The sequence below is a fragment of the Bradyrhizobium sp. 134 genome, assembly GCF_023074155.1.
Lineage (GTDB): Bacteria > Pseudomonadota > Alphaproteobacteria > Rhizobiales > Xanthobacteraceae > Bradyrhizobium.
Genome location: NZ_JADPKX010000006.1, coordinates 578,603 through 603,065, shown reverse-complemented (window position 1 = coordinate 603,065; position 24,463 = coordinate 578,603). Strand labels below are relative to the sequence as shown.

Here is a 24,463-nt window from a genome sequence, read left to right as displayed (position 1 = left end):
CGCGAACACTAACCTGGATCAAGTACCTCGGAACACCCGATCGGATACGGGACCAACGACCGTTCCCAGGCGAGAAAGCGCTTAGGCCCGTCGATAGAGTTGCAGATAGCTCGGCGAGAACAGCGCCGCGTCCTTGAGCGCATCGAGATCGGTGATGGTCAGCGTGCGATCGCGCAGCACGATCAAGCCGGAGGCACGCAACTCCTGAACCGTGCGGTTGAGATGGACCACCGACAGGCCGGTGGCGTCGGCAAGATCCATTTGCGTCACCGGCATCACGCAGGAATTGCCCTCGACCATGCCGACAGGACGCAGCCGCTCGATGATTTCGCAGAACAGATGGGCCACGCGTTCAAAGGCCACCCGGCGGCCGAGGTTGATGGCCCATTCGCGCTGGATGGCGTTGTTGACGAGCGTCTCGCACCAGAACGCTTCCGCGAGCCCACGGTCGCCCGCCACCAGACCCTCGAACCGCGCGCGCTTGATTTCGGTGTAGACGACCGGCGTCATCGCCGCGATGGAATGATCCATCACCGAGAGCAGGAACGCGTGCGCGTCGCAACTCTCGCCGGGAAAGAGAAAATTCACGATCTGGCGCCTGCCATCCTCGAGCGTCTTGTAGCGGCAGAGCCAGCCCGACAGCACCAGGCGCACGCTGTCGACCGGATCGCCCTCCGAGATCAGATCCTCGCCCGCCCCTGCGCGCTGGATTCCCTCGAGCATTGCGTATTCGAGCGAGGTGCGGGCCTCGGCCGACAACGATCTCAGCACGTTCAGCCGGCGAATGACCGGATCCAGCAGGCTGCGATCTAGCGTCGACAAGGGCATCAGTTGGCTACCGCCGGTGTATGAAACGCGCGCTTGCTGAGGGGAATGGTGATCGTGCATTCCAGTCCCCTCGGATTGAATGCCATCGTGGTCTGCCCCTTGAACTCGAACGCGAGTGTGCGCTCCAGGAGCTCGGTCCCAAATCCCTTGTGCGGCGGCGGCGCAACCGGCGGCCCACCGCGCTCCCGCCACTCGAATACCAGCTCCGCCGGCTCGGTGCCCTGCTCAATGCGCCAGGAAATCTCGATGCGACCCGTCGGCCGGCTCAGGGCGCCATATTTCAGCGCGTTGGTCGCGAGCTCGTGAATGGCAAGCGCGAAGGTTTCCGCGGCCTTGGAGTGAAAACGCACCGTGGGCCCGCTGACACGCACCTGCTCGCCTTCTCTCGCATTATAGGCCAGCAGCTCCTCGACCGCGAGGTATTCGAGATCAACGCCGCCCTCGGGGTCGCGGGTCACCAGCGCCTGGGTACGGGCGAATGCGTTCAGCCGGCCGTCGAGGTGGGAAGCAAACTCCTCGACCGTCGAGCTCGTATCGGCCGTGCGACGCGCGATCGAGCGCACCACGCCGAGCGTGTTGCGGACGCGGTGCTGGAGCTCGGCCAGCAGCAGGCGCTGCCGCTCCTCGGCGCGGGTAATGGCGGTGATGTCGACGAAAGTGATGACGACCCCGGCGATGAAATTGTCGATACTGCGATAGGGCAGGATGCGCACGATGTAGCGCGTGCCGCCGTCGGGGTCCCTCAGCTCGCGCTCGGCGATGGCGAGCGTGCGCAGCACGCCCCGAATGTCGTCATAGAGCTCCTCGATCGGGATGCGCGCCTTGATATGCGCGATGGGACGGCCCGTGTCGGTTTCGACGAGATGCAGAATTTGCGTGATCGCCGGCGTGAAGTTCATCACCCGCAAATCGTTGTCGAGGAACACGGTCGCAATCTGGGTGCTCTCCAGGAAATTCTCGAGGTCGCTGGTGGCGCGCGTCAATTCCTGGACGCGGTGGGCCAGCTCGCCGTTCACGGTGGTCAGCTCCTCGTTGACCGACTGCAGTTCCTCGCGCGAGGTTTCGAGCTCTTCGTTTGCGGACTGAAGCTCTTCGTTGAGCGACTGGTATTCCTCGTTCGAGGACTTCAGCTCCTCGTTGGTGCTTTCGAGTTCTTCGATGGTCGCCTGAAGGCGCTCCCGCGTCGCCCGCAGCTCGCCTTCGATACGCTCCACATGCTCGGTCTGCACCAGCGCATTGGGCTGGCCCTCTTCGGGATCAATGGCGCGGACCGGGCCTTCCTTGAACAGGACGACGAAATTGCGGTGGCCGCTGCCGCCATCCTGAATCGGCTCCACCGTGATGTCGACGAGAACGCGATGGCCGTTGGCGCCGAGTTGCACCTGCACGACATGGGCGGCCTCGTTGGTCTCCGTCGCGCGAATGAGCACCGCGCGCAGTTCCAGGCGGAGATCGCGGTGGACGAGTTGGAGCAGGTCTAGCGTAGCGACCCCTGCCGTCGGTTCGATGAAGCGGCCGGTGCGCCCGGAAAAATGCAGGACCTGAAAGTTGCCGTCGGTGATGACATAGGCCGGCGAGTAGCGTTCCGCGACCCGCTGCGCGCGGCGCTCCAGCCCGACGTCGGGGCGGAACGAGCGCGCCGGCACCACCTCGAGGGTTGCCCTCCCCGCAGCGGTCGTGATTGGAAATTCCGGCGGCAGCCGCGTTCCGGTCTCGAGCTTCTTGAAGATGCGGGCGCGGCGGTCGATCGGCACGAACAATTTTGGATGCCGCGTCACGTTCTCGGAATTGCCGAGGAACAGGTAGCGATCCGGCAGAAGTGCGAAATGGAATAGCGGGATCACCCGGTTCTGCAGTTCGGCATTGAGATAGATCAGCAGGTTGCGGCAGGAGACGAGATCGAGCTTGGAGAACGGTGCGTCCTTGATCACGTTATGCTGCGAGAAGATGCACATTTCGCGCAGCTCCTTGACCACGCAATAGGTGTCACCCTCGCGCACGAACCAGCGCGCCAGCCGCTCGCTGGTCATGTCCGCCTCGATCTTGGTGCGGTAGCGGCCGACGCGCGCGGTCGCCAGCGCCCGCCCGTCGATATCGGTAGCGAAGATCTGAACCTGCGGCGCGGAGTCCATTTTTGCCATGTGCTCGCGCAGGAGGATACCGATCGAATAGGCCTCCTCTCCAGTGGCGCAGCCGAGCACCCAGACGCGAACCTGCTGGCCCGCGGTCTTGCCTTCGAAGATCTTCGGGACGATCTGGCTCTCCAGCACCTCGAATTCGCGCTTGTCGCGGAAGAATTCGGTGACGCCGATCAAGAGATCGTTGAAGAGGTGCTGCACCTCGTCCTGGTCGTTGCGCAGGAAATCGACATAGGCGGAAATATCGGCGATCTGAACCACCTGCATGCGTCGCTGCACGCGGCGCAGAAAGGTATTCTGCTTGTAGCCGTGGAAATCATTGCCGGTCTTGCTGCGCAGGACGTCGGCAATGCGCGACAGCGAGGTCGCCGCAGCGGCCAAGACCTCGTCGAACCCCTGCTTCTCTTCCAGCCGCCGCAGATGACGGGCATAGACCTGGATGTGCTCGGCGATGTCTTCGGCGGTCAGCACGTAGTCGGCGATCGCGGCCGGCGTATCGGCGTCCTTCAGATGATCCGCCTCGTCGCTCGCGCCTTTTTCGGCGATCGCGAGACCACCGTGATCCTTCAGCGTCGCAGTACCCAGCGTGCCATCGCCGCCGATGCCTGACAGGATCACACCGATCGATTGCTCGGCGCGTTCTTCAGCCAGCGACACCAGGAAGCTGTCGATGGTGGCCCGCTCGCCCGGCGCCTGCTCGGCCTCTCGGACTGCGAAGCGCCCGCCACGGATGGTGGTGATCATCGCCGGCGGGCATAGGTAGATCGTGCCGCCCTCGATGGTCTGGCCGTCGCTGATGTCGGCGACCTTGCCGCCGCTGGAATTCTGCACGATCCGGCGCAGCCGGGGTTCATCGAGCGCCTCATGATGTTGAAGCGCCAGCACGACGGCCTGGTCGGCCCCAAGGGTCAACTTGCCAAAGAAGCGTTCGATGCTGCCCAGAGCGGTCGGCGGGGCACCCACCCCGATGATCAGCGGGGAGTTGATCTGGCGCTCTCTTTCGACCGACTGGTCGCCGACTTCATGCATGGTCTTCGGTGGCTCTCATTCAGTGCCGGGACCGGATGCCCGCTCGCCGCAATAGCAGAATTGACGTTATCTCAACAGGTGAAAGGCGGAAATGCCACGCTGCGTTCCATACAGCGAGCGTCGTTGTCAATTCCCGACCACGGGCCCATAGTTGCGTGCGGCAGGAGCCCTAGGATGCAAACGTCCGACGAACTCGCGGCCCTGATCAGGCGGGCCGAGGATGCCACCGCGACCGCCCGCCGGCTGCTCCGCGAGAACGACCGTTTGCGCCGCAACGTCGAGCGGCAACTCGACTTCATGTATGAACTCGGCGCAGATCTCGGGCGGCCTGCCGCCCGGATCACTCCGGACCGACTTGCTGCCGAAGGTAGGCAATCCGCTGCTCGATCAGGACACGATGGCGCAGCCATTCGGTCAGGGTCTGCTTCAGGGCCTCCGCCAACCGCTCTGCCAGGGCCGCCTCATGGCTGCCGGCACTGAGTGCACGAATCCGATCCTCCTGGTCTCGGATGCGCTGCCAACCCTCATCGATATCACGATCGGCCTTGATCAGATGGCGGCGCTCGGTATCGAGCTGCTCGGTCCATTCGGCGAGGGAAATGTTCATGGAGCCCCTCAAGCCTCCCGGTTGCGAACCGGAGGATCGAGCGACTTTAGCACAACCCGCCGGATCATGTCGGCATATTCGCGATATTCGGCAGCCCGCGCCTGGTACATCTCGGCAACCGCGGGCCGGCCACTGCGCCGGCCGTCGGCGGCCATGCGCTGCACTAGCTCCGCCCGCTCCTCGATGATACGCAGCGCGACCCGCAGGGCTTCATCCACTTGCCCTTCCTGCTCCTTGGCGAGGATGTCGGCGGTGTAGGCGTGACCGACCTGGCAACGGAAGCGCATCGGGTGCGCTTCCTTAATCTCGGACAGCACCCCCCCGCAGGCCGGACAGGTCAGCGCAACCGGATCAGCCACCGAGATGAGCTTGTCACTGCCGATCCGCTCGCCGGCCGCGATCTCGACCTCGAGCCGGATCTCCGGCGGGATCGGCAGCGCGGCGCCGGCAACTTCCCTGGTGAGATCGGACAGGACATCACCCATTCCGGCGCCTGGGACGCAAAGATCGATGATGGAGGCCTCCAGGGCGCTCCTTGGCATCTCATCGGCGATGGCGTCCGAGGGGTCCTGAACCACGGATATCCCGCCGCAACGCTTGATCGCGTTGAGACCGGCCGCACCGTCGGACAACAGGCCGCTGAGCAGCACGCCGATCACGCGCGGGCCGTAATTGATGGCGGCCGAGCGAAACAAGGCGTCGATGGCCGGCCGCACCATGTTCTCGCGCGGACCCCGCCCGAGGAACACGCGATCCTCTGACAGCAGCAGATGATGGTCGGGTGCGGCCAGATAAACCTGGCCCGGCTCGATCTTCATGCCGTTTTCGGCCTGCCGGACCGGGAGCGGGCCGGCGCTGCTGGCGACCGTCGAGAGAATGCCGATGCCTTGCGCCGGGATGTGCAGCACGATGAACACCGCCGCGGGCAGATCCGGCGGCAGGCGGCCCAGGATCTGCTTCAGCGGTGCGGTCGCGCCGGCCGAGCCACCTATGACGATGATGTCGCGGTTGCTCATGGAACCCACTTTCGGTTGTAACGTTTGTACCAAGGCGGGTCACCGCCCTATGTTCCTACGGACCGGAAAGGAAGGCATGGGAGGCGTCATGGTGATATCGCCCACGTCGTCAGATCCGCTGCCGCCGCTCAGCGGGCGGCGGATCTTCGTTGTCGAGGACGAATATTTTCTCGCCGATGACATTGGCAAGGCATGTCGCGCGCTCGGCGCAGACGTGGCGGGCCCCGTCGGCGATCTCGCGGACGCACTCAGGATCCTGCACGACGGCAGCATCCTGGATGCCGCCGTGCTCGACGTGAACATCCGCAGCGAGATGATCTTTCCTGTCGCGCGCGAACTGAAGGCACGGAACATACCGTTCCTCTTCACGACCGGATACGACAAGGTCACGATCAGTCCGGAATTCCACGACGTGTTGATCTTGGAGAAACCGATCGATCTGCCGGCGATGGCCCACAGGCTGGCCGCACTGATCGCCGACCCGCAGGGGTGAGCCGAACGGCGATCAGAACAGATGCGCGAAAGCGATCCACGCGGTCACCCCCATGCACAGCAGCACCGCAGCATAAGGCAGCGCAATCCGCATATCGGCAGGCCTCCCGCCATTAGTCCATCATCATCCAAACGATCGCCACCATCATCACGACGAAACCCGTGATGGCCGTTGCGAGAAAGGCCTGTTCGACGCGATCCATCTGCATGACAGGCCCATTGCTCCAGCCCGACCAATCTGACGGCTCAGGAAGCCTTGTGCATTAGGCTATGTGAATCGGGGCCCTCCTTTGTCGATCCGGGGGATCGGCCGCGCCGCTTAGCGTAGATCGCGGCGGCGTCGTTCTACGACTTGGCCGTTCCCGGCTCCGCCATCTTGCGATGTTGCTTGGCCAACATCTCGTTCGGCGTGACGTTGGCGATTGTGGTCTGGATCTTGTTTTTCATTCCGGTCACGATGTCGGACTCGCCGCGCAACATGGCGTCGAAGCCGGCCTTCGCGACGTCGTAGGCGCTATCCTTCGGCTCGGTGCCGACCTTCGTGTCCATCATGTCGGCGCGGCGAAAGAACTCGGTTTCCGTGGCGCCCGGCATCAGGCAGGTGACGGTGACGCCGCTGTCGCGCAGCTCCTCGCGGAGCGCGAACGAGAATGAATCGAGGAATGCCTTGCTGGCGTTGTAGACCGCCTGGAAGCTGCCCGGCGTGAATCCAGCGATCGAGCCCGTGATCAGGATACGGCCCGAATTGCGGCGAAGCATCTCGTTGCCGGCGCGATGGATCAGATACAGCGTGCCGGTGATGTTGGTGTCGACAAGGTGCTTGATCCTGGCAAAATCCTGGTCAAGGAAGGCCTTACCGAGGCCGACGCCGGCATTGGCCAGCAGCGCGTCGATCGGCCGGTCGCCGACCGCGGCGCAGAGCTTGTCGACGCCTTCGGTGGTGGCGAGATCGGCCTCGACCGCCTCGACGCTGGTACCGAGCCTGCGGAGATCCACGGCCACCCTCTCGATCTCGGGCTCATCGGCAGCGATGACAAGGTTGAAGCCTCCTTGGGCACAACATCTGGCGAGTTCCAGGCCGATGCCGGTGGAGGCGCCGGTAACGACTGCAAGTTGGTTCGCGGCCATGAGCGTATCCTTCGCTAGTCCTTGAGTGGGATTGATGACGCTCCAATCACCGCGGTGGCCGCTCGTTCCTATCGGGGACGCACTCTGGTGCGGCGCAAAGATTCTGCACCGTGCGATAGCAACCATCGTTCGCTGTTCGACTTGGATGCCTCGTAGCTCGCGGGAGGACAGAGATGAAGGCGCTGGTTTGGCACGGCAAGGAAGACATTCGCTGCGACACCGTCACCGATCCCGAGATTCAGGATCCGCGCGACGCGATCATTAAAGTCACGAGCTGTGCCATCTGCGGTTCGGACCTGCACCTCTTTCACAACTACATACCGGGCATGCTGCCCGGCGACATCATGGGCCACGAGACCATGGGCGAAGTGGTCGAGGTCGGCTCGGGGGTTGATGGCAAGCTGAAGAAGGGCGACCGCATCGTCGTGCCCTTCACGATCATTTGCGGCGAATGCGACCAGTGCAAGCGCGGCAATTTCTCCGTCTGCGAGACCACCAACCGCAAGCGCCATCTCGCTGAAAAGGTGTTCGGTCATTCCGGCGCCGGCCTGTTCGGCTATACGCATCTGACCGGCGGCTATCCCGGCGGCCAAGCCGAATATCTGCGCGTGCCCTTTGCCGACGCCACCCACATCAAGGTGCCCGCCGGAATTCCCGACGAGCAATTGCTGTTCCTCAGCGACATCTTCCCGACCGGCTGGCAGGCCGCCGTGCAATGCGACATCGAGCCGACCGATACGGTCGCGATCTGGGGCTGCGGTCCGGTGGGGCAGATGGCGATCCGCAGCGCCATCCTGCTCGGCGCCAACCAGGTTATCGCGATCGACTGCCTGCCTGAACGGCTCAGCATGGCCGAAGCCGGCGGCGCGACCACCATCAATTTCGAGAACGAAAGCGTCCTGAAGCGGCTCGAGGAGCTCACCGACGGCAGAGGCCCCGAGAAATGCATCGATTGCGTCGGGATGGAGTCGCATGTGATGGCCTCCCTGCCCGACACGCTGCTCGACCGCGCCAAGCAGATGATGATGGTGGAGAGCGACCGGCCGCATGTGCTGCGCGAGATGATCTATGTCTGCCGTCCCGGCGGCATCCTTTCGGTGGCGGGCGTGTACAGCGGATTCTCCGACATGCTTCCGATGGGCGCCTTCATGAACAAGGGCCTGACGATGCGCACCGGCCAGACCCACGTCAACCGCTGGACCGACGACCTGCTCCATCGCATCGAGGAAGGCCAGATCGATCCGTCCTTCGTCATCACCCACACCGTCCCGCTCAGCCAAGGCCCCGATATGTATCAGGTGTTTCGCGACAAGCGCGACTCCTGCGTCAAGGTCGTGCTGAAGCCCTGAGGAGCAAGATCCATGTTTCATTTCTCCAACATCGTTCGCACCAAGGGCGATCCGAAGATCGTCGAAGGCGGCCCGAGCCTGAAGCGGCCCGAAGACCAGCTCGCCCGCGCGCTGGGCTGGTTTAGCATCGGCCTCGGCGTCGTCGAATTCTTCGCGCCACGGCGGGTCACGGAAACGCTGGGAATGGAAGGCCATGAGACGCTGGTCCGCGCCTTCGGCGTGCGCGAGATCCTGGCCGGGATCACGACGCTCTCGGTCGAGAAGAACGCCGGCCTGTGGGCCCGCGTCGGCGGCGACGGCCTCGATGCCGCCGCGCTGCTTTCCGGGTTGACCGCGGATAATCCCAAAAAGGGCAATATCGCGCTGGCGCTGCTGATGGTCGGCGGAATCGCGATGCTCGACTACCGCGCCGCGCAGGACACCAAGCCGCGGCGGCCGCCGCGCGACGCCCGGCGCAAGCTGTATCCGAACCGCAGCGGCTTTCCCAAGGGCATCGAGAGCGCCCGGACCGCGGCAAAACAGATCGCGGCGCACGCCACGGCGGGACGGACCTGATGACGCACGACGAGGTGATGCAAGGCAATGAGCGACGAGTCCCGTGATGAAGGTGCCTGGTGGAAATCCGCCGTCATCTACGAAATCGCACTGATCTCGTTCCAGGACTCGGACCGTGACGGCAAGGGCGACCTCGCCGGTCTGACATCGCGCATCGACTATCTGAAATGGCTCGGCGTCGACGCGGTGTGGCTGACGCCGATCTACAAGAGTCCGTTCCGCGACCTCGGCTACGACATCTCCGACTACTGCTCGATCGACCCTGCGTTCGGCAACTTCGACGCGTTCGACCGCCTGCTCAAGGCCCTGCACGCGGCGGGGATCCGCGTGATCCTCGATCTCGTGCCCAACCATACTGCGAACGATCACGCATGGTTCGTCGAGAGCAGCAGCTCACGGAATAGCGCGAAGGCCGATTGGTACATCTGGGCCGACGCAGCCGAGAATGGCGGTCCGCCCAACAATTGGCTGAGCCGCTTCGGCGGCAGCGGCTGGGAATGGTGCGAGGCGCGGCGGCAATATTACTACCATTCCTTCCTGGTCGAGCAGCCCGATCTGAACTGGCGCAACCCGCAGCTGCGCGCCGCGATCGCCGATGTCATGCGCTTCTGGCTCGATCGCGGCGTCGACGGCTTTCGCGTCGATGCCAGCGCCGTCCTGATCAAGGACGCGCTCCTGCGCGACAATCCGCCGAACCCCCGAGCGAAAGGCAAGCCGCCGCCGCAGCGCCAGACGCCGGTCTTTACCGACGATCGGCCGGAGACGATGGACTGCATCGAATTCATCCGCGAGGTGATCGACGGCTATCCGGGGCGGATGTTGTGCGGCGAAGTCCAGGGCAAGACCGACCGCATCGGACACTTCTACGGCAACGACCGGCCGCGCCTGCATCTGCCGCTCAATTTCGCACTGCTGGACTCGCAATGGGACGCACTGTCGCTGCAAGCGACGATCGACGCGTATTTCAACGCCATCCCGGATCATGCATGGCCGGTTTGGGTTGTCGGTGGTCACGACAAGCAGCGGATTGCGAGCAAAATCGGCGACGCGCAGATGCGGGTGCTGGCGATGCTGCTGATGACGCTGCGGGGAACGCCGTTCTTCTTCATGGGCGACGAGATCGGCCGCAAGCGCGTTCCCATTCCGTCAGACCGCGTCCGCGACCCCTTCGAGAAGCTCGTGCGGGGCTACGGCCTTTGCCGCGATCCGGAACGCGCGCCGATGCGTTGGGACGACAGCACCAACGGCGGCTTCACCACCGGCAATCCGTGGCTGCCGCTGGAGCCGCCTGACGGCGCCGCCAACGTGGCCGGGCAGCGGCGCGACCCGCGTTCGATCCTGGCGCTGTTTCGCGCGCTGATGATGTTGCGCCGCGAGCACGCGTGCCTGCACCACGGCGGTTACGAGCCGCTACGCGCGCAGAACGACGTGCTTGCCTACAGGCGGACGGGTGACGGCAGCGACATTCTGGTCGCGCTCAACATCGCCGCCGAGCCGCGGAAATGGCATTGGCAAGGTCGCGGCCGCTTGCTGATGTCGACGCATCTGGACCTGCCGTCCGAGCCGCTGCCGGGTGCCACCATCCTGCTCCGCGGCAATGAAGGCGTGATCATCGCGATCGAGCCACGGTGAGGCCGAGGAACCATCCGCGCGGCAGGGAGTCTCATCAACGCTTCCGACGTCCCCCCTGCCGGAGGCTGAATAGACGAAACCGCGGCCCCGGCGCTCATCCCCCTTCAAGCGCCGGGGTCACGGCGTGAGCCTGGAGGCAGACCATGAGCAAGACCAAGGGCCTCGGTCAGCGGATCGCTGGCAAGGCGAAACAGGCCGTCGGCGAGATCGTCGGCGATCAGGATCTCCATGAGGAAGGCAAGGAGCAAGCGGGGCGCGGCCGGGACGAACAGAGCAAGCCGAGCGAGCTCAATCCGTTGAAGAAACTCAATCAGCTGACGTGAACGCCGCCGCGCCGTCCGCCATTTCCAGTTCAATTCGCCCCGGTGATGAAGCCGCCTCACGGCGGCGCTCCCGCTGGATCGCCGCTGCCCAACTCGGCCTGATCAGCAGCACCTTCTCGACCATCGTCAGCCAGCTCTTCGCCGCGCGCATCGGACGCGATGCCGCCGTCGACTGGATGACGGTCGCCGCCATTCCCGCGCGCGATTGGGCGATCAGCGCAGAGCCGTCGTGGAGCGCGATCCTTGCCGGGATCGCCTTCCACCAATGGGCGGACTTCTCGTGGGCGCTGGTGTTCTTCGGTGTGCTCGGACGCTTGACCGCCGACCTGCGGCCGCTCACGATCATGCTGCTCGCCCTGCCATGGGCCGTGTTCTCGTCAAGCATGGAATGGTTCGTGCTGGTGCCGCTGTTTCCGTTCTGGCAGCCGCTGTTCACGCTGCAGCAGCCGTACTGGATCGGCCTGCTCGTCCACAGCTCCTCGGCCGTGATGTACCCCCTGTTCGCCAGGCTGCGCTGGACGGGGGGAGCTGCACCCGCGCGCGATGTTCGCTTCACCAATGCCTGGATCACCGGCGCGCTGGCCTTGATCGCGCTGCTCGGCGCGACCGCGTTGTTCGGCAGCCATGGTTACGAGCCGCCGTGGATGGGCCACGACAGAGACGCGGACCAGACTTACATCCGTCACATGACCGCGCATCACGCCCAGGGCATCGCGCTGGCGCGGATCGCCGCGGAGCGCGCGCAGGACCCGCACCTGCGAAAGCTGGCGATGCTGATGGTCGCGAGCCAGACCGGCGAGAACCAGATTTTCGAGACCTGGTGGCTGAGCTGGTTCGACACCGAGATGCCCGATTGCAGCACGGACGAACGTGCCGCGATGCCGGGCTTCCTGACACAGGCCGAGATGCGACAGGTCAAGACCGCGCCGGCGTACCAATTCGACACGGTGTTCGTCGAGACGATGAGCAAGCATCACGCCGGCGCGGTCAGGATGGCCGACCAGATGTGGCATAGCGGCGGCGATCTGCGCCTGCGTGTTATGGCCCACGCCATCCGCCACGAGCAGCAGGGCGAGATCGCGCTCATGCACCGCGCGAGCGGCGTTGCTGCCGTCGCCACCGCGTTCCGCAACATGCTCGGCGACAACGTCAATTGAGTAGATTGCACCCTACTCGCGCCAGAACTCCGCCAATTCCTCGGCGGTCATCAGATCGACCTGTCCATGAAAGCGGGTGCGGTACATCGTCATGAGCGCATCGTGGCCGACATCGGACGAGCTGCACAGCGCATCCTCGACGATGACGACCCTGAAGCCGAGATCGACGGCGCTCAGGACCGTCGAGAGCACGCAGACGTCGGTCTCTGCGCCCGTGATCACGACCGTGCCGACGTTCTTGTCGATCAGCAGGCCGGCGAGGCCGGGATTGCTGAACGCCGAATAGGCCGGTTTGTCGATGACGGCCGCCGGAGGAACGAAGCGGCTCAGGGCCGGCACGAGTTCGAGACCAGATGGCGGAAGATGCTTGCGGGTCGCCTCGCGCCAGTGACGAAAATAGCTCTGCCACTGTCCGGGCCGATCCTCCGGATCTTCCGGCGTGATGAACCGCGTGAAGATCGTTCTGGCCTGATGGCGCGAAACGATCGAGGCGATCGTCGGCAACACCCGCGCCATCCATGGCGTCTCCCAAAGGCCACCCGGAGCGAAGATGTTCTGCATGTCGATGCACAAGTGAACGGCGTCGCTGATGCCGGTCACTTCCGACGCGCTGTCTCTCATCGTCCTTCACTCCTGTGGGCGCGATCGACGGCATTCACGACGCCGAGATCGGAGCCTCTCCGCCCTCGACGATCTCCGGAAGGACGTCCTTGAACAAACGCACCGGAATGGATTTCGCAGCAGGGACCTTGCTGCCCTCCGCCTGATGCCAGAGCGGAATGAGCACGTTGCATTCGGGATAATAGGCCGCAATGCTCCTGCGTGGGATGCCATAGGGGACGATTTGGAGCTCGCTCAAGCTGCGCGTGACGCCATCGCCCGCCTCCGTCACCAGCGTGACGGTATCTCCCGATTTTAGCCCGTCTTCCTCCATGTCAGCGGGATTCATGAACACGACGTAGCGGCCGCCCTCGATGCCGCGAAAGCGATCGCCTTCGGCGTAGATCGTCGTATTGAACTGCCCGTCCGCGCGCAGTGTCATCAGCTCATAGACGCCGTCGGTCTCCCGGGGCGGCGCGAAGGCCGACTTTGGAACGGTGAAGTTCGCCTTGCCGTTCGGGGTCTTCCACTTCCGATCGCGCGCCGCGAGCGGCCGCGCAAAACCGCCGGGTTCGAACATGCGCGCGTTGAAGTCCTTGAACTGGTCGGGATAGGTGCGCTCGATGGCGTCCCGAACCCGCGAATAGTCGGCGACCCAGGCGTCCCAATCGATCTTGGGGTTGGGCTTCAACGTTGCCTTTGCCAGGGCGGCGACGATCGCCGGCTCCGACAGGAGATGGTCGGCCACCGGCTTGCGCTGGCCGCGCGATCCGTGAATGCAGGTGGTGGAATCCTCCATCGACACCGCTTGTGCGCCGCTGGCCTGCCGGTCGATCTCGATCCGGCCGAGGCACGGCAGCAGATAAGTGACCTCGCCCGGCACGAGGTGGGTCCGGTTGAGCTTGGTCGCGATCTGCACCGATAGGCGCAGGCCGGACCATGCGGGCTCCATCAGGGACCGCTCGGGAACGGCGCGCAGGAAATTGCCGCCGAGGCTGACGAAGCCGCGAACGTCGCCTTTCAGAATGCCCTGGCAGGCGTCGACGGTGGACAGTCCCTCCCACCGCGGCGGCTCGAAACCGTAGAGCTCCGCAAGCTTGTCGAGCGGCACCAGCTTGGTCTTCTCGGAGATCCCGACCGTGCGCTGGCCCTGCACGTTGGAGTGGCCCCGGATCGGCGAAATGCCCGCGCCGGGCTTGCCGATATTGCCGCGGAGCAGCAGCAGGTTGACGATCATCTTGTTCGTCTCGACGCCGTGCTTGTGCTGGGTGATGCCCATGCCGTAATTGGCGATCACGGCCTTGGCCTCCATATAAGTGTTCGCGGCCTCGCGCAGGGCACCGCGCGAAAGCCCGGAGGCCCGTTCGATCTCCTCCCAATCCTGTGCACGGCAGAATTCGGCGAACTCCTCGAAGCCGGCCGTGTGCTGCCGGATGAATTCGACATCCACCACGCGCGCAGTTTCATTTTCCCGAGCGAGGTCGTCCGCCTCGATCACCCATTTGCAAATCCCGACGATCGCCGCCGCGTCGCCGCCGACACGCACCTGATAATATTGCGAGCTGATGCGCGTGCCGCCTGCGATCATCTGGACGGGATTTTGCGGATTGACGAAACGCTCCAGGCCGCGCTCGCGCAGCGGGTTGAACGTTATGATCGGCACGCCGCGCTGCGCCGCCTCCTGGAGCGGATGCAGCATGCGCGGCGCATTGGTGGTGGTGTTATGGCCGAAGAAGAAGATGCAATCGGTGATCTCGAAATCCTCCAGCAGCACCGTGCCGACCGGAACTCCGATCACCTCCGGCAGCGCCACCGACGTCGTCTCGTGGCACATGTTCGAGCTGTCGGGGAAATTGTTGGTGCCGTACATGCGGCCGAACAATTGGTACATGTAGCTGGTTTCGAGCGAGGCACGTCCGGACGTGTACATCACGACGGAACGGGGATCGAGCCGGTTCAGCTCGGCGCCGATATCCGCAAAGGCCTCGTCCCAGTCGACCGCTAGATATTTGTCGCTTGCCAGGTCGTAACGCATCGGCGTCGTCAGGCGCCCCTGCTCCTCCAGTTGATGATCGGACCAGGTTCGTAGTTTAGTCAGCGTATGTTGCGCAAAGAACTCCGGTGTCGCGGTCTTGCTAGTAATCTCCCAGGCGGTCGCCTTGGCACCGTTCTCGCAGAACTCGAATGGACGTGGCTTGGCCGGCTTGGCCCAGGAGCAGCTCACGCACATGAATCCGTCGGGCTTGTTCTGCTTGAGCAGGATCTCGCTGCCGAGAATGGCGACCTCTTCCTGCGTCAGGATGCTTGCAACGGCTTTAAGTGAGCCCCAGCCGCCTGCCGGCGCATCATTGTTCTCGACCTTTGCCTTTTGCCGCATGGCGTTTCCTTCAATTGCAAGCCCTGCACGCAGAACCCGAGATGGGATGGCAAGTTCCAACCGTTCGGAACCTTGCTCCGGTTCGTGCGTCGATGAATCGACGTAGGACGAACACCCATGCACGGCTCTCGATCCGGCGCACACGATCGCGCATCCATGCCCACGCCATCCGTGAGAATGCCCCGGCTCACGTCGCGCGGGACGCACGATGAGCGGATGCTGGCCGAGGAATGTCCCGTGGCACTCGTCTACGACGGAACGACCGTCGCCGTTGTGATGGCAACTCCCGCCGATCTGACCGACCTTGCTGTGGGATTCAGTCTGACCGAAGGGATCATCGGCGACATCGGCGAGATCCAGGAGCTCACGGTCGTTCCCGGTCCCGACGGGATCGAACTGCGGCTATGGCTGCGACCGAATGCCGGGCGACGGCTGAAGGAGCGACGGCGACATCTGGTCGGGCCGACGGGTTGCGGCCTGTGCGGCATCGACAGCCTGCGCGAAGCCGGCCGTATCGCTCAGTGCGTCGAGCAACCGGCGAGCCTCACGCCGGAGCAGATCAGCACGGCCATTGCAGTCCTCACCGAGTCACAGATCCTCAACCACAAGACACGCGCCGCTCATGCCGCGGGTTTTTTCCGGCCAGGCAGCAAGACCATGATGGTGCGCGAGGACGTGGGGCGCCACAACGCCCTCGACAAGCTTGCCGGCGCTCTCGCCATCGAAGGTGCATCCGGCGGCGCCGGCGCTGTCATCCTCACCAGCCGGATATCGGTCGAGATGGTGCAAAAAACCGCCGCGATGGGCGCCGGCATCGTCGTCGCCATGTCTGCACCGACTGCGCTTGCGGTCCGAACGGCGGAGGCCAATGGCATCACGCTTGTCGGTATCGCACGGGGCGACGAATTCGAGATCTTCAGCCATCCGGCGCGGGTGTTCATGCCCGCGGCCACGCAGATCGAGCCGGAGTTTCGACCGCAGGCAAACTAAGGGAACCCGGGCATGAGGGATAGCGAACTTCGTCGCGCTCACCTTGCTCGACATATGTCGATGGTGGAATCGGCTTGCGGTGCTTCCTCACGAAGCGTAATTTTCAACTCTACGTAGCTCATTCGAAAGCATCTATCGGGTTCGGCCAAGCGGGAGACAGCAATGGCGGATGTCCCATGGCACCTTTCCGGTGACTATTTCGAGAATTGCAATTGCAGCATCGTGTGCCCCTGCCTGGTGTCGGAGGCGCCGCCGTTGACCGCGCGACCGACCGAGGGCTTCTGCAACGTACCGCTGATCTTCCACATCGAGACCGGCCGCTATGGCGAGATCGCGCTCGATGAGCTGAATGTGCTCGTCATCCTCCACGCACCTGGGGTCATGGCAGACGGAGACTGGTCGGTGGCCGCCTATGTCGATCAGCGCGCCAACGATGACCAGACCGAGGCCCTGGCTGCAATCTTCACCGGCGGTGCCGGCGGTCCCATGGCCGCGTTCGCGCCTCTGATCAGCAAGAACCTGGGGGTACGCAAGGTCCCGATCACGTTCCGGATCGACGGCAAGACGCGGTCCGCGGAAATCCCCGGCATCCTGCACATGTCCGTCGATCCGCTACCGACCATGCATCCGAGCGGCGAGATGTGGGTGAACATCGGCCATCCGGTCAGCCCCGACGCCATGGTGATGGCGGTCGGTGCTGCCGGCAATACCTTCAGCGATCATGGCATGCGCTGGGATAATTCCGGCAGGAACGGCCTCTATGCGCCGATCCGCTGGTCGAACCAAGCATGATGTAAACTCCATATACCGCCCTGCATCGGCGGCCGGCAACGTCGATCGCACAACATCGATCGCAAATGACGGACAGCCCCTTGGAAGCCGTGCTGCGGCGCGATCGCTGGATCGTCGGCGGCGCGATCGTCCTCATGGTCGCGCTGGCGTGGAGCTATGTGCTCTGGCTCGCCAACGCCATGGACATGGGCGGCATGGACATGACCGAGTTCCGCATGATCCCGGCTGGGATCGGAACCATGCTGCCAGCCGAAGAGCCGTGGCGAACAATCGAGTTCGCCTATGTGTTCCTGATGTGGGCGGTGATGATGGTCGGAATGATGGCCCCGTCGGCCGCGCCCATGATCCTGATGTACGCCCGTGTAGGTCGACAGGGCAAAGCGCAAGGCAAACTATTCGCAGCGACCGGCTGGTTTGCCGCCGGCTATCTCCTGGCCTGGTGCGGCTTTTCGCTGGCAGCCACCCTGCTCCAATGGGCGATCGAGCGGGCTGCCCTGCTGGATTCCCGGATGGCGATCGCGAGCAACCTGCTCGGCGGCATCGTGCTGATCGCGGCGGGCGCCTATCAATGGACACGGCTCAAAGACATCTGCCTCGCCCAATGCCAGTCGCCGTTTCTGTTCCTGATGCGCCACGGCGGCTTTCGCAGCGACCTGCGGGGTTGCGTGCTGCTGGGCTTTCGGCATGGAGGTTATTGTGTCGGCTGCTGCTGGGTATTGATGGCGCTGTTGTTCGTGGGCGGCGTGATGAACGTGCTCTGGATTGCGCTTTTGTCGTTGCTTGTACTTTTGGAGAAAGTCACGCCGGTGGGACGCTGGATCGCGCGCGCTGCCGGCATTGCCTGTGTGGCCGCGGGCGCGTGGCTCCTGCTGACCTTGCCGAAGTGATTGCGAGGCGCGGACGACGATCGCGCCGACTCTCGGCCGCGAGATCGAACATCGAAGACTGGGGGAGGCCCCGTTCCAGGATTCGCAGCGCGAACACGGCGGGCACCGCAAATCGCGAAACAATCTTTCGCGTGTCTGTTTGCTTGGTGCGCTCGGAGGGACTCGAACCCCCACGATTTTACTCACTGCCACCTCAAGGCAGCGCGTCTACCAATTCCGCCACGAGCGCTTTTGGGGATGCCGGCTTGAGGCTTGAAGGCCAACCGGATCAACGGCGCCGATCTAACAAATCCATCAGAGGGGTACAAGCCTCCAAAGGCCCTGAATTCCACAAGCCTGGCAGGAAAGTTCCGGCTCTTCGCGCCGGGATCGGCCTTTTCCGCCTGCCCAGGCGGCTGCGCGTGCCCGGGCCGCTACCGCGTGCCCAGGCCGCTACCGCGTGCCCGGGATACGGGGCAGCATCTGCTTGACCTCGACCGCGATCCGGTTGCGGTCGACCAGCACGACGCCGGAGGCGACGGGCAAATTATTGGCCAAAACCTTGACCTCGTCGGCCTCGGTTGCGTCCAGCTCGATGATGGCGCCGCGGGAAAGACGTAATACTTGATGGATCGGCATGGTTGTCGTCCCGAGGACGACCATGAGATCCACGGTGACTTTGTCGAGAGTAGGCACTTCAGCACCACCGCAACCTGGGACTAGGACTAGGGACTTGGTATTTGCGCCTGGGATCATCACCCGGTTATGGTTAGCCAATGGTTAATTCACCCCAAAACCCCCGCGAAGAGCTCGATTTGACGGCGTTTTCCGCCTCCTCCGGCGAGCCCGTGGAGTGGCGGATTTCGGACGCGCCCGTGCCCTATCCGGAGGCCGTGGCCGAAATGGAAGCGCGCGTCGCGGCGATTGCGGCGGGTGAAGCTCCGGAGCTGGTCTGGCTGCTGGAGCACCCCCCGCTCTACACGTCCGGCACCTCGGGCAAGGAATCAGACCTGCTCGATGCCCGATTCCCGACCTTTGCCACCGGGCGGGGCGGCCAGCTCACCTATCACGGGCCCGGCCAGCGCGTGGCCTATGTCATGCTCGACCTGAAGCGCCGCCGGCCGGATGTCCGGGCCTATGTCGCGAGCCTGGAAGAGTTGATTCTGCGGACGCTCGCCGCGTTCAATATCCATGGCGAGCGGCGCGAGGACCGGGTCGGCGTCTGGGTCAAGCGGCCCGACAAGGGACCCGAGCACGAGGACAAGATCGCGGCGATCGGCGTCCGGCTGAAGCGCTGGGTCTCGTTCCATGGCATCGCCATCAATGTCGAGCCGGAGCTGTCGCATTTCGACGGCATCGTGCCCTGCGGCGTCGCCGATCCCCGCTACGGCGTCACCTCGCTGGTCGACCTCGGCCAGCTCGTGACGATGAGCGATGTCGACGTGGCGCTTCGGCAAGCCTTCGAGGAGCTGTTCGGGCCGACCCAGGCGCTGATGCCGGAAGCGGCGGCCTAACTTCCGGTCTTCCTCATTCTCCGCAAACCCGGAATCAGCTACGCTTGATCTCGGTGTCGCCCACGCCTCCCCCCTCCGCCGGGAAAGTACATTTCATACCGGGCGAATTGATCATCGGACCGACTGTTCGAGCGCCAGGCATAAGGAGGGGATGCGTTTCAGCTCGCAATGGGAGGTTTTTGCGATGAGACTGTCTGCACCCATTTATCATCTGAAGCGAAGAGCGAAGCGCCTGTCCCGCGAGGAAGGCATTCCGCTGCACGATGCGCTCGACCGCATCGCCGCGACGGAAGGCTTTTCCGCATGGAGCATGCTCGCGGCGAAAGCTGCCGCAGCGAGGCCGGCCAACCGGCTTTTCCCGCAATTCCAACCGGGGGACCTGGTGCTGGTTGGCGCGCGTCCCGGCCAGGGCAAGACCCTGATGAGCCTGGAGCTTGCCGTGGAAGCGATGCGGTCAGGCCATCGCGCCGCGTTCTTCTCGCTGGAATACACCGAGAAAGACGTCTTCGATCGCTTTCGGGCGATCGGCGTGGACCTGGCGCAATTCGAAAAACTCTTCGAGGTCGATTGCTCCGACGCCATCAGTGCCGACCACGTCGTCAAGCAGATGGCCGCAGCACCGCGCGGCACCGTCGTGGTGATCGACTATCTGCAACTGCTCGACCAGCGGCGGGAAAATCCCGACCTTTCCGTTCAGGTGCGCGCGTTGAAATCATTCGCGCGCGACAAGGGATTGATTGTCGTCTTCATCTCGCAGATCGACCGTTCCTATGATCCCTCGCTCAAGCCCTGCCCTGACCTGGACGATGTCAGGCTGCCGAACCCGCTCGACCTGAAGCTGTTCGACAAGACCTGTTTCCTGAACAAGGACGAAGTTCAGTTTCGCATAGCGAGCTGACGATCAGGAGGCTCAACCGGTTCAGGCCGCGGGTGAGATCGTTCACCCGCGGTCCGCGGTTTCACGCCTTCTCCGGCGAAACCTCGAGCTTGCCGGCGACGTAGCGCCGCTCCTGGGTCAGGCCGCCAAAGCCGTAGGCATCGCCCTTGACCTCGTCGACATGCAGATAGGTCTCGTGATGCAGCGGGCCCAGGATCCCGGCCATGCGCTGGAACATCGCGGCGAGATAGGCGGCCTTCTCGTCCTTGGTGTTGGTGCCTTCGCTGACGTGGATGTCGATCCAGTAGCTCGCGAGCTTTTGCTCTGCGAGCGACTTGCCACCGGCGAACCAGTCGGCCGCCTCCACCGACTTCACGATGATGGCCGTGACCTCAGGATCCTTGTGCAGGATTTTTGCGGTGAGCTCGGACACGGCGCTCGCGATGTCGGCCTTCAGCGAGGGCGACTGGCGGGAGGTGGTGTAGGACACGGTGATCAGCGGCATGGTCGTTCTCCTCGGAGGTCGCGCAGGTGTTGCGCGGCGTTGGTGAGAAGCTAGACCCGCCCTCGACATTTTGGTATCTTATCTCTGTTGATACCAGTGATAAGAGATAATAATGACAGCAACGCTCGACATCGCCACCGTCCAGGCCTTCCTGCTGGTTGCCGACCTCCAGAGCTTTACGCGGACCGCCGAAGCGCTTGGCACGACCCAGGCGGCCGTCAGCCTCAAGCTGCAACGGCTGGAGACGCTGCTGGGAAAACGTCTCGTCGAGCGCTCGCCGCGCGCGGTCCGTCTTACCGCGGATGGCGCAGCGTTCCTCGAGCGCGCCCGCGCGCTCATCGCGGCGCATGATTGCGCGCTGTCGGGCGAGGGGTCAGTCGCGCAGTCGCTCTCGCTCGGCATCTCCGACCATGCCGCGGGCCCGGAGTTGGTACCGCTGCTCGAACGCCTGCATGCGATGTCCTCGAACCTCACGCTCGCCGTCACCATCGGCTTCTCCCGCGAGATGCAGGAGGCCTATGATTCGGGCCAACTGGATGCGGTGATCGTGCGCCAGGAAGGCAGCCGGCGCGGCGGCGAGAAGCTGGCCGAGGACGAGTTCGGCTGGTTCGCGTCACGACGCTTCACAGTGCCAAAGGGGCAGCCCTTGCCGCTCGCGACGCTCGCCCCGCCCTGTGGGGTCCGCGCCATCGCCGTGCGCGCGCTCGATAAGGCTGGCCTGAAATGGCGTGAGCGCTTCGTCGGCGGCGGCGTCACCGCCGTGGTTGCAGCCGCGCTCGCCGGACTTGCAATCGCGCCGCTGGCGCGACGGATCGCGCCCCCCGGGCTGGTCGACATCGGGCCAACCCACAAGCTGCCGAAACTCGGCAGCTCGAAGGTGATGCTACATTCCAAGGTCAGCGATCCCGCCAAGCTGGCGGCGCTGCGCGCAGTCGCGGCAACGTTCCGGAGCGTGGCGGCGATCTGACGCCGCGAGGCTTTACAAGATTGCTTCGAACGCACTGCGCAGCGTCTCGTGCCGGAACACAAAACCGCGGCTCAGCGCCTTGTTGGGCAGCACGCGCTGACCGCCGAGCAGGAGCTCGTCGGCGAAACCGCCGCCGATCCGGCGCAGCAGGCCGCCGGGAATCCGGAACACCGCGGGCCGATGCAGACGGCGGCCTAGCTCCTCGCTGAACTTTGCGTTGGTGACGGGGATCGGCGCGGTGGCGTTGACGGGGCCGGCGAGATCGGGCGTCGCCATCACATAGGCGATCAGCCGGATCAGATCGTCGCGCTCGATCCAGGACATCCACTGCCGCCCGTTGCCGATGGGACCGCCGAGCCCGAACTCGAACGGCGTCAGCAAGCGCGTGACGAAGCCGCCTTCGGTGCCGAGCACGAGGCCGATGCGCAAATTGACCACGCGGACGCCGAGATCCTCCGCCGGCCGCGCCGCCGCCTCCCAGGCCGCACACAGCTCGTGGCTGAAGCAGGCGTGCGACTTCGCCGATTCCGTCAGCACCTGGTCGGCCCACAGGCCATACCAGCCGATCGCAGAGCCGCTGACGAGCACCTCGGGCTTGCGTTCGAGCCGCGCGATCAGCTTGACGACCTCGCCGGTCATGTCGATGCGCGAGCCGAGAATCTTCGCGCGCTTCGCCTCGGTCCACAGGCCGTTGCCGATCGGCTCGCCGGCGAGATTGACGACAGCGTCGACAGGCGCGTCCGAGGCGATCTGATCGAGGCTCGTGATCAAAGTGACCGGCGGCGGCAGCATCTCGGCCTTGGCGGGATTGCGGATCAGCGCAATGACGTGATGCCCTGCTCCGCTGAGGCTCGCGGCGAGGCGGCTGCCGATGAAGCCGGTGGCGCCTGATATCAGCACCGTCTTGCGGCCGGACAGCTTTTCGACGAGCCCGTGCGCGGGAGCGCTTCTCATGCGGCTGAGCCGGCGCATCGCCGCAAAATCCCTGACACCGCACAGCGCCGCGCCGACCGCACAGGCCGTCGCGGCAATGCTGAGCAGGCCCTGATACACGACCATCACGCCGAGGGGCTGCGTGGCCCAATCGATCAGCACCGGCAACAGCAACACCAGGATGGCGCCGTAATTAATCGCGAGCAGCGTGTGATTGACCCGCTCGCTCGGCGGCAGATTTCGGCTGAGATCCTCCTCGACGAAATCCATCAGCGTGATGACGATCTCGGCGACCAGCACCGCGACGATCAGCAGCGCCAGCGCGCCATGGACTTCGAGCCAGCCGAGCACGAGGAACAGCAGCGCATAAAGCATGTTGCGAATGCCGTGCAGCTTCAATTCGAAACGCTGCGACGGACGCCAGGCCAGGCGCTCGGTGAATTCGTGGTGATAGAAGGTGTCGAACACGCCCATCACGATCTGGATGGCGATGAGTGTCCACATGAGCTGTGTCATGACACGGCCTCCCTGAACATTGCGGACTGGTGGATCAGCGCGCCGTAACGCGGATGAATGACGTCGAGGGTAAAGCGGAAGGCGCCCTCGCCGAGATCGCTGTGTGTCACCGTGAGATCGCCCGGCGTCAGCCATCGCGGCAGGGGAATCCACAGGCGTCCAAACTGGAGCCCGTAGCCGGCGCTGCGAAACGTCAGCGCCTGGTCCTCGACCGCGATGCGGAGCGCCATCGAGACGCCGAAGCCGACATATTCTTCCAGCCCGGTCGGGCCGGCAAAACGTTTGGCGGAATGGATCACTTGCGGAAAGCCGCGCTTGCGCGCGCAGATGCGGGTCCAGGTCTGGCCGCCCCCGGCGTCTTCGGTCACCGTGACGATGATAGGGACGCCGGTGTCGCGGCCGGTCGGCAGCGGACCGCCGATCAGGCGCGCGGCTTGCGCGAACCACCAGCCGATGTCGCTGAAGCAGATCTCGTCGACTACACCGACATAGACGACGCTGTCGCCGTCGGCGACGCGTTTCGAAAAACGTCGCCAGGTCGCCAGCGGCAGCCGGCCCCAATCCTCATCCGACAGCAGCGCGCGGAAACGGCGATCGTCGAGCAGTTTCGTGTGAGCGAAGGTCGACGCGTTGGAGCCTGATAATCTCGCCGACGTCATCGCACCCTCCTCAAACCTATTTGGCCTTGCCCAGCGGCAGCAGATTGGCGATCTTCTCACCAAGCCGCATCAGGGCGGCCAGCCGCGGCCGCGGCACCTTCAGCATCTGCATGAACCAGTGGTCGGCGAGCTCGGTGAAGGCGAGCATCTCCTTCAGCCGTTTGCTCGCGACCGGATTGATGGTCGGATCGTCGGCGGCATCGGACACGCAGGCTCTGAGCGCTGTGATCGCCGGATCAAGCTCCCGCTCCTTGCGCCGCGCCGCGATCCTGGCCGCGACCTCCCAGATGTCGGTCTCGGCCTCGTAATGGTCGCGGCGATCGCCGAGAATCGGGACGCGCCGGATCAGGTTCCAGGCAAGCAGCTCCTTGAGCGAGTTGGAGACGTTGGAGCGGGCCATGCCGAGGGTGTCGGCGATGTCCTCGGCCGTCATCGGCGCCTCGGCCAGATAGAGCAGCCCGTGGATCTGGCTGACCGAGCGATTGACGCCCCACTCGTCTCCCATATCACCCCAATGCAGGATGAAGCGCTCGACGGCGGCTGGGAGTTTCTTTCTTCCGGTTGTTTCTGTCATAACAGAAATATCTGACGGATAGGATCGGCTGTCAAGAGC

At 64.2% G+C, this 24,463-nt stretch carries 24 protein-coding genes and 1 tRNA gene; 12 read left to right on the top strand and 13 right to left on the bottom strand.

Translation table 11 applies throughout. The features are described from left to right. Nucleotides 1–81: 81 nt before the first annotated feature. The 4 genes from IVA75_RS03865 to IVA75_RS03850 form a co-directional block, all read right to left on the bottom strand. The gene (locus IVA75_RS03865) at nucleotides 82–828 is read right to left on the bottom strand and encodes a Crp/Fnr family transcriptional regulator (RefSeq protein WP_247286909.1); all 747 of its coding nucleotides are present in this window, start codon (nucleotides 826–828) and stop codon (nucleotides 82–84) included. Next, the gene (locus IVA75_RS03860) at nucleotides 828–3,995 is read right to left on the bottom strand and encodes a CheR family methyltransferase (RefSeq protein WP_247286911.1); all 3,168 of its coding nucleotides are present in this window, start codon (nucleotides 3,993–3,995) and stop codon (nucleotides 828–830) included. The genes IVA75_RS03865 and IVA75_RS03860 overlap by 1 nt, the downstream gene beginning before the upstream one ends. Before the next feature lie 340 nt (nucleotides 3,996–4,335). Next, nucleotides 4,336–4,602, bottom strand: coding sequence for a hypothetical protein (locus IVA75_RS03855; RefSeq protein WP_247286912.1), 267 nt, complete (start codon nucleotides 4,600–4,602; stop codon nucleotides 4,336–4,338). A gap of 8 nt (nucleotides 4,603–4,610) precedes the next feature. Continuing rightward, the gene (locus IVA75_RS03850; RefSeq protein ID WP_247286913.1) at nucleotides 4,611–5,618 is read right to left on the bottom strand and encodes a chemotaxis protein CheB; all 1,008 of its coding nucleotides are present in this window, start codon (nucleotides 5,616–5,618) and stop codon (nucleotides 4,611–4,613) included. A gap of 88 nt (nucleotides 5,619–5,706) precedes the next feature. On the opposite strand from IVA75_RS03850, the gene IVA75_RS03845 reads away from it, so the two are divergent. Then, complete coding sequence (locus tag IVA75_RS03845; protein WP_247287427.1) at nucleotides 5,707–6,111, top strand: response regulator; 405 nt, start codon at nucleotides 5,707–5,709, stop codon at nucleotides 6,109–6,111. A gap of 344 nt (nucleotides 6,112–6,455) precedes the next feature. Here IVA75_RS03845 and IVA75_RS03840 read toward each other — a convergent pair whose 3' ends face one another. Then, nucleotides 6,456–7,238 carry an SDR family NAD(P)-dependent oxidoreductase gene (locus IVA75_RS03840; RefSeq protein WP_247286914.1) on the bottom strand — a complete coding sequence of 261 codons (783 nt, stop codon included), beginning with the start codon at nucleotides 7,236–7,238 and terminating at the stop codon, nucleotides 6,456–6,458. A gap of 173 nt (nucleotides 7,239–7,411) precedes the next feature. On the opposite strand from IVA75_RS03840, the gene IVA75_RS03835 reads away from it, so the two are divergent. The 5 genes from IVA75_RS03835 (at nucleotide 7,412) to IVA75_RS03815 (ending at nucleotide 12,254) form a co-directional block, all read left to right on the top strand. Next, nucleotides 7,412–8,587 carry a zinc-dependent alcohol dehydrogenase gene (locus IVA75_RS03835; protein ID WP_247286915.1) on the top strand — a complete coding sequence of 392 codons (1,176 nt, stop codon included), beginning with the start codon at nucleotides 7,412–7,414 and terminating at the stop codon, nucleotides 8,585–8,587. 12 nt (nucleotides 8,588–8,599) lie between these two features. Next, a complete protein-coding gene (locus tag IVA75_RS03830; protein ID WP_247286916.1) occupies nucleotides 8,600–9,142 on the top strand; it encodes a hypothetical protein in 543 nt (180 codons plus the stop codon). A gap of 27 nt (nucleotides 9,143–9,169) precedes the next feature. Then, entirely contained in the window at nucleotides 9,170–10,774 is a 1,605-nt protein-coding gene (locus IVA75_RS03825; protein WP_247286917.1) for an alpha-amylase family glycosyl hydrolase, read from the top strand. 143 nt (nucleotides 10,775–10,917) lie between these two features. Next, a complete protein-coding gene (locus IVA75_RS03820) occupies nucleotides 10,918–11,097 on the top strand; it encodes a CsbD family protein (protein ID WP_247286918.1) in 180 nt (59 codons plus the stop codon). Next, entirely contained in the window at nucleotides 11,094–12,254 is a 1,161-nt protein-coding gene (locus tag IVA75_RS03815) for a DUF305 domain-containing protein (protein ID WP_247286920.1), read from the top strand. The genes IVA75_RS03820 and IVA75_RS03815 overlap by 4 nt, the downstream gene beginning before the upstream one ends. A 12-nt stretch (nucleotides 12,255–12,266) precedes the next feature. Here the strand turns inward: IVA75_RS03815 and IVA75_RS03810 are convergent, their stop codons facing one another. Next, nucleotides 12,267–12,875, bottom strand: a complete 609-nt coding sequence (locus tag IVA75_RS03810) for a cysteine hydrolase (RefSeq protein WP_247286921.1) — start codon at nucleotides 12,873–12,875, stop codon at nucleotides 12,267–12,269. A gap of 34 nt (nucleotides 12,876–12,909) precedes the next feature. After that, nucleotides 12,910–15,231: an FdhF/YdeP family oxidoreductase gene (locus tag IVA75_RS03805; protein ID WP_247286923.1), complete on the bottom strand. Its 2,322-nt coding sequence runs from the start codon at nucleotides 15,229–15,231 to the stop codon at nucleotides 12,910–12,912. A gap of 117 nt (nucleotides 15,232–15,348) precedes the next feature. On the opposite strand from IVA75_RS03805, the gene fdhD reads away from it, so the two are divergent. The 3 genes from fdhD (at nucleotide 15,349) to IVA75_RS03790 (ending at nucleotide 17,900) form a co-directional block, all read left to right on the top strand. Further along, nucleotides 15,349–16,221: a formate dehydrogenase accessory sulfurtransferase FdhD gene (gene fdhD / locus IVA75_RS03800; protein WP_249817518.1), complete on the top strand. Its 873-nt coding sequence runs from the start codon at nucleotides 15,349–15,351 to the stop codon at nucleotides 16,219–16,221. Nucleotides 16,222–16,383: 162 nt separating this feature from the next. Further along, nucleotides 16,384–17,013 carry a DUF1326 domain-containing protein gene (locus tag IVA75_RS03795; RefSeq protein WP_247286926.1) on the top strand — a complete coding sequence of 210 codons (630 nt, stop codon included), beginning with the start codon at nucleotides 16,384–16,386 and terminating at the stop codon, nucleotides 17,011–17,013. Nucleotides 17,014–17,078: 65 nt separating this feature from the next. Further along, complete coding sequence (locus IVA75_RS03790) at nucleotides 17,079–17,900, top strand: DUF2182 domain-containing protein (RefSeq protein ID WP_247286928.1); 822 nt, start codon at nucleotides 17,079–17,081, stop codon at nucleotides 17,898–17,900. A gap of 144 nt (nucleotides 17,901–18,044) precedes the next feature. Here the strand turns inward: IVA75_RS03790 and IVA75_RS03785 are convergent. Continuing rightward, nucleotides 18,045–18,129: transfer RNA gene (locus IVA75_RS03785), tRNA-Leu, on the bottom strand. Between the two features lie 203 nt (nucleotides 18,130–18,332). Then, nucleotides 18,333–18,575, bottom strand: coding sequence for a FliM/FliN family flagellar motor switch protein (locus IVA75_RS03780; RefSeq protein WP_007603171.1), 243 nt, complete (start codon nucleotides 18,573–18,575; stop codon nucleotides 18,333–18,335). A gap of 80 nt (nucleotides 18,576–18,655) precedes the next feature. On the opposite strand from IVA75_RS03780, the gene lipB reads away from it, so the two are divergent. Both lipB and IVA75_RS03770 read left to right on the top strand, forming a co-directional pair. Beyond that, a complete protein-coding gene (gene lipB / locus IVA75_RS03775; RefSeq protein ID WP_247286930.1) occupies nucleotides 18,656–19,393 on the top strand; it encodes a lipoyl(octanoyl) transferase LipB in 738 nt (245 codons plus the stop codon). Nucleotides 19,394–19,577: 184 nt separating this feature from the next. Next, nucleotides 19,578–20,291: a DNA helicase gene (locus tag IVA75_RS03770; protein ID WP_247286932.1), complete on the top strand. Its 714-nt coding sequence runs from the start codon at nucleotides 19,578–19,580 to the stop codon at nucleotides 20,289–20,291. A 61-nt stretch (nucleotides 20,292–20,352) separates the two neighbouring features. Here the strand turns inward: IVA75_RS03770 and IVA75_RS03765 are convergent, their stop codons facing one another. Continuing rightward, nucleotides 20,353–20,775, bottom strand: a complete 423-nt coding sequence (locus IVA75_RS03765; protein WP_027567400.1) for a 4-oxalocrotonate tautomerase family protein — start codon at nucleotides 20,773–20,775, stop codon at nucleotides 20,353–20,355. A gap of 112 nt (nucleotides 20,776–20,887) precedes the next feature. Here IVA75_RS03765 and IVA75_RS03760 point away from each other — a divergent pair, with 112 nt between their 5' ends. Continuing rightward, entirely contained in the window at nucleotides 20,888–21,742 is an 855-nt protein-coding gene (locus tag IVA75_RS03760) for a LysR substrate-binding domain-containing protein (RefSeq protein WP_247286933.1), read from the top strand. A 12-nt stretch (nucleotides 21,743–21,754) separates the two neighbouring features. On the opposite strand, the gene IVA75_RS03755 is transcribed toward IVA75_RS03760, so the two are convergent. From IVA75_RS03755 to IVA75_RS03745, 3 genes are read right to left on the bottom strand one after another with little or no spacing between them, the layout of a single operon-like run. Continuing rightward, nucleotides 21,755–23,191 (bottom strand): TIGR01777 family oxidoreductase, encoded by a 1,437-nt coding sequence (locus IVA75_RS03755; protein WP_247286934.1) that lies wholly within the window; start codon nucleotides 23,189–23,191, stop codon nucleotides 21,755–21,757. Next, nucleotides 23,188–23,850 (bottom strand): DUF4166 domain-containing protein, encoded by a 663-nt coding sequence (locus IVA75_RS03750; RefSeq protein ID WP_247286935.1) that lies wholly within the window; start codon nucleotides 23,848–23,850, stop codon nucleotides 23,188–23,190. Before IVA75_RS03750 ends, IVA75_RS03755 begins: the two co-directional genes overlap by 4 nt. A 16-nt stretch (nucleotides 23,851–23,866) precedes the next feature. Further along, on the bottom strand, nucleotides 23,867–24,424 hold the full coding sequence (locus tag IVA75_RS03745; protein ID WP_247286936.1) for a MarR family transcriptional regulator: 558 nt from the start codon (nucleotides 24,422–24,424) through the stop codon (nucleotides 23,867–23,869). Between the last annotated feature and the right edge of the window lie 39 nt (nucleotides 24,425–24,463).

Bases quoted from the DNA above. Each gene is read 5' to 3' on its own strand.
- IVA75_RS03760 (WP_247286933.1), top strand. From the start codon at position 20,888: ATGACAGCAACGCTCGACATCGCCACCGTCCAGGCCTTCCTGCTGGTT.
- IVA75_RS03805 (WP_247286923.1), bottom strand. From the start codon at position 15,231: ATGCGGCAAAAGGCAAAGGTCGAGAACAATGATGCGCCGGCAGGCGGC.
- fdhD (WP_249817518.1), top strand. From the start codon at position 15,349: ATGCACGGCTCTCGATCCGGCGCACACGATCGCGCATCCATGCCCACG.
- IVA75_RS03810 (WP_247286921.1), bottom strand. From the start codon at position 12,875: ATGAGAGACAGCGCGTCGGAAGTGACCGGCATCAGCGACGCCGTTCAC.
- IVA75_RS03795 (WP_247286926.1), top strand. From the start codon at position 16,384: ATGGCGGATGTCCCATGGCACCTTTCCGGTGACTATTTCGAGAATTGC.
- IVA75_RS03860 (WP_247286911.1), bottom strand. From the start codon at position 3,995: ATGCATGAAGTCGGCGACCAGTCGGTCGAAAGAGAGCGCCAGATCAAC.
- lipB (WP_247286930.1), top strand. From the start codon at position 18,656: ATGGTTAATTCACCCCAAAACCCCCGCGAAGAGCTCGATTTGACGGCG.
- IVA75_RS03770 (WP_247286932.1), top strand. From the start codon at position 19,578: ATGAGACTGTCTGCACCCATTTATCATCTGAAGCGAAGAGCGAAGCGC.
- IVA75_RS03845 (WP_247287427.1), top strand. From the start codon at position 5,707: ATGGTGATATCGCCCACGTCGTCAGATCCGCTGCCGCCGCTCAGCGGG.
- IVA75_RS03835 (WP_247286915.1), top strand. From the start codon at position 7,412: ATGAAGGCGCTGGTTTGGCACGGCAAGGAAGACATTCGCTGCGACACC.
- IVA75_RS03745 (WP_247286936.1), bottom strand. From the start codon at position 24,424: ATGACAGAAACAACCGGAAGAAAGAAACTCCCAGCCGCCGTCGAGCGC.
- IVA75_RS03765 (WP_027567400.1), bottom strand. From the start codon at position 20,775: ATGCCGCTGATCACCGTGTCCTACACCACCTCCCGCCAGTCGCCCTCG.
- IVA75_RS03790 (WP_247286928.1), top strand. From the start codon at position 17,079: ATGACGGACAGCCCCTTGGAAGCCGTGCTGCGGCGCGATCGCTGGATC.
- IVA75_RS03850 (WP_247286913.1), bottom strand. From the start codon at position 5,618: ATGAGCAACCGCGACATCATCGTCATAGGTGGCTCGGCCGGCGCGACC.
- IVA75_RS03855 (WP_247286912.1), bottom strand. From the start codon at position 4,602: ATGAACATTTCCCTCGCCGAATGGACCGAGCAGCTCGATACCGAGCGC.
- IVA75_RS03820 (WP_247286918.1), top strand. From the start codon at position 10,918: ATGAGCAAGACCAAGGGCCTCGGTCAGCGGATCGCTGGCAAGGCGAAA.
- IVA75_RS03865 (WP_247286909.1), bottom strand. From the start codon at position 828: ATGCCCTTGTCGACGCTAGATCGCAGCCTGCTGGATCCGGTCATTCGC.
- IVA75_RS03825 (WP_247286917.1), top strand. From the start codon at position 9,170: ATGAGCGACGAGTCCCGTGATGAAGGTGCCTGGTGGAAATCCGCCGTC.
- IVA75_RS03830 (WP_247286916.1), top strand. From the start codon at position 8,600: ATGTTTCATTTCTCCAACATCGTTCGCACCAAGGGCGATCCGAAGATC.
- IVA75_RS03750 (WP_247286935.1), bottom strand. From the start codon at position 23,850: ATGACGTCGGCGAGATTATCAGGCTCCAACGCGTCGACCTTCGCTCAC.
- IVA75_RS03755 (WP_247286934.1), bottom strand. From the start codon at position 23,191: ATGACACAGCTCATGTGGACACTCATCGCCATCCAGATCGTGATGGGC.
- IVA75_RS03840 (WP_247286914.1), bottom strand. From the start codon at position 7,238: ATGGCCGCGAACCAACTTGCAGTCGTTACCGGCGCCTCCACCGGCATC.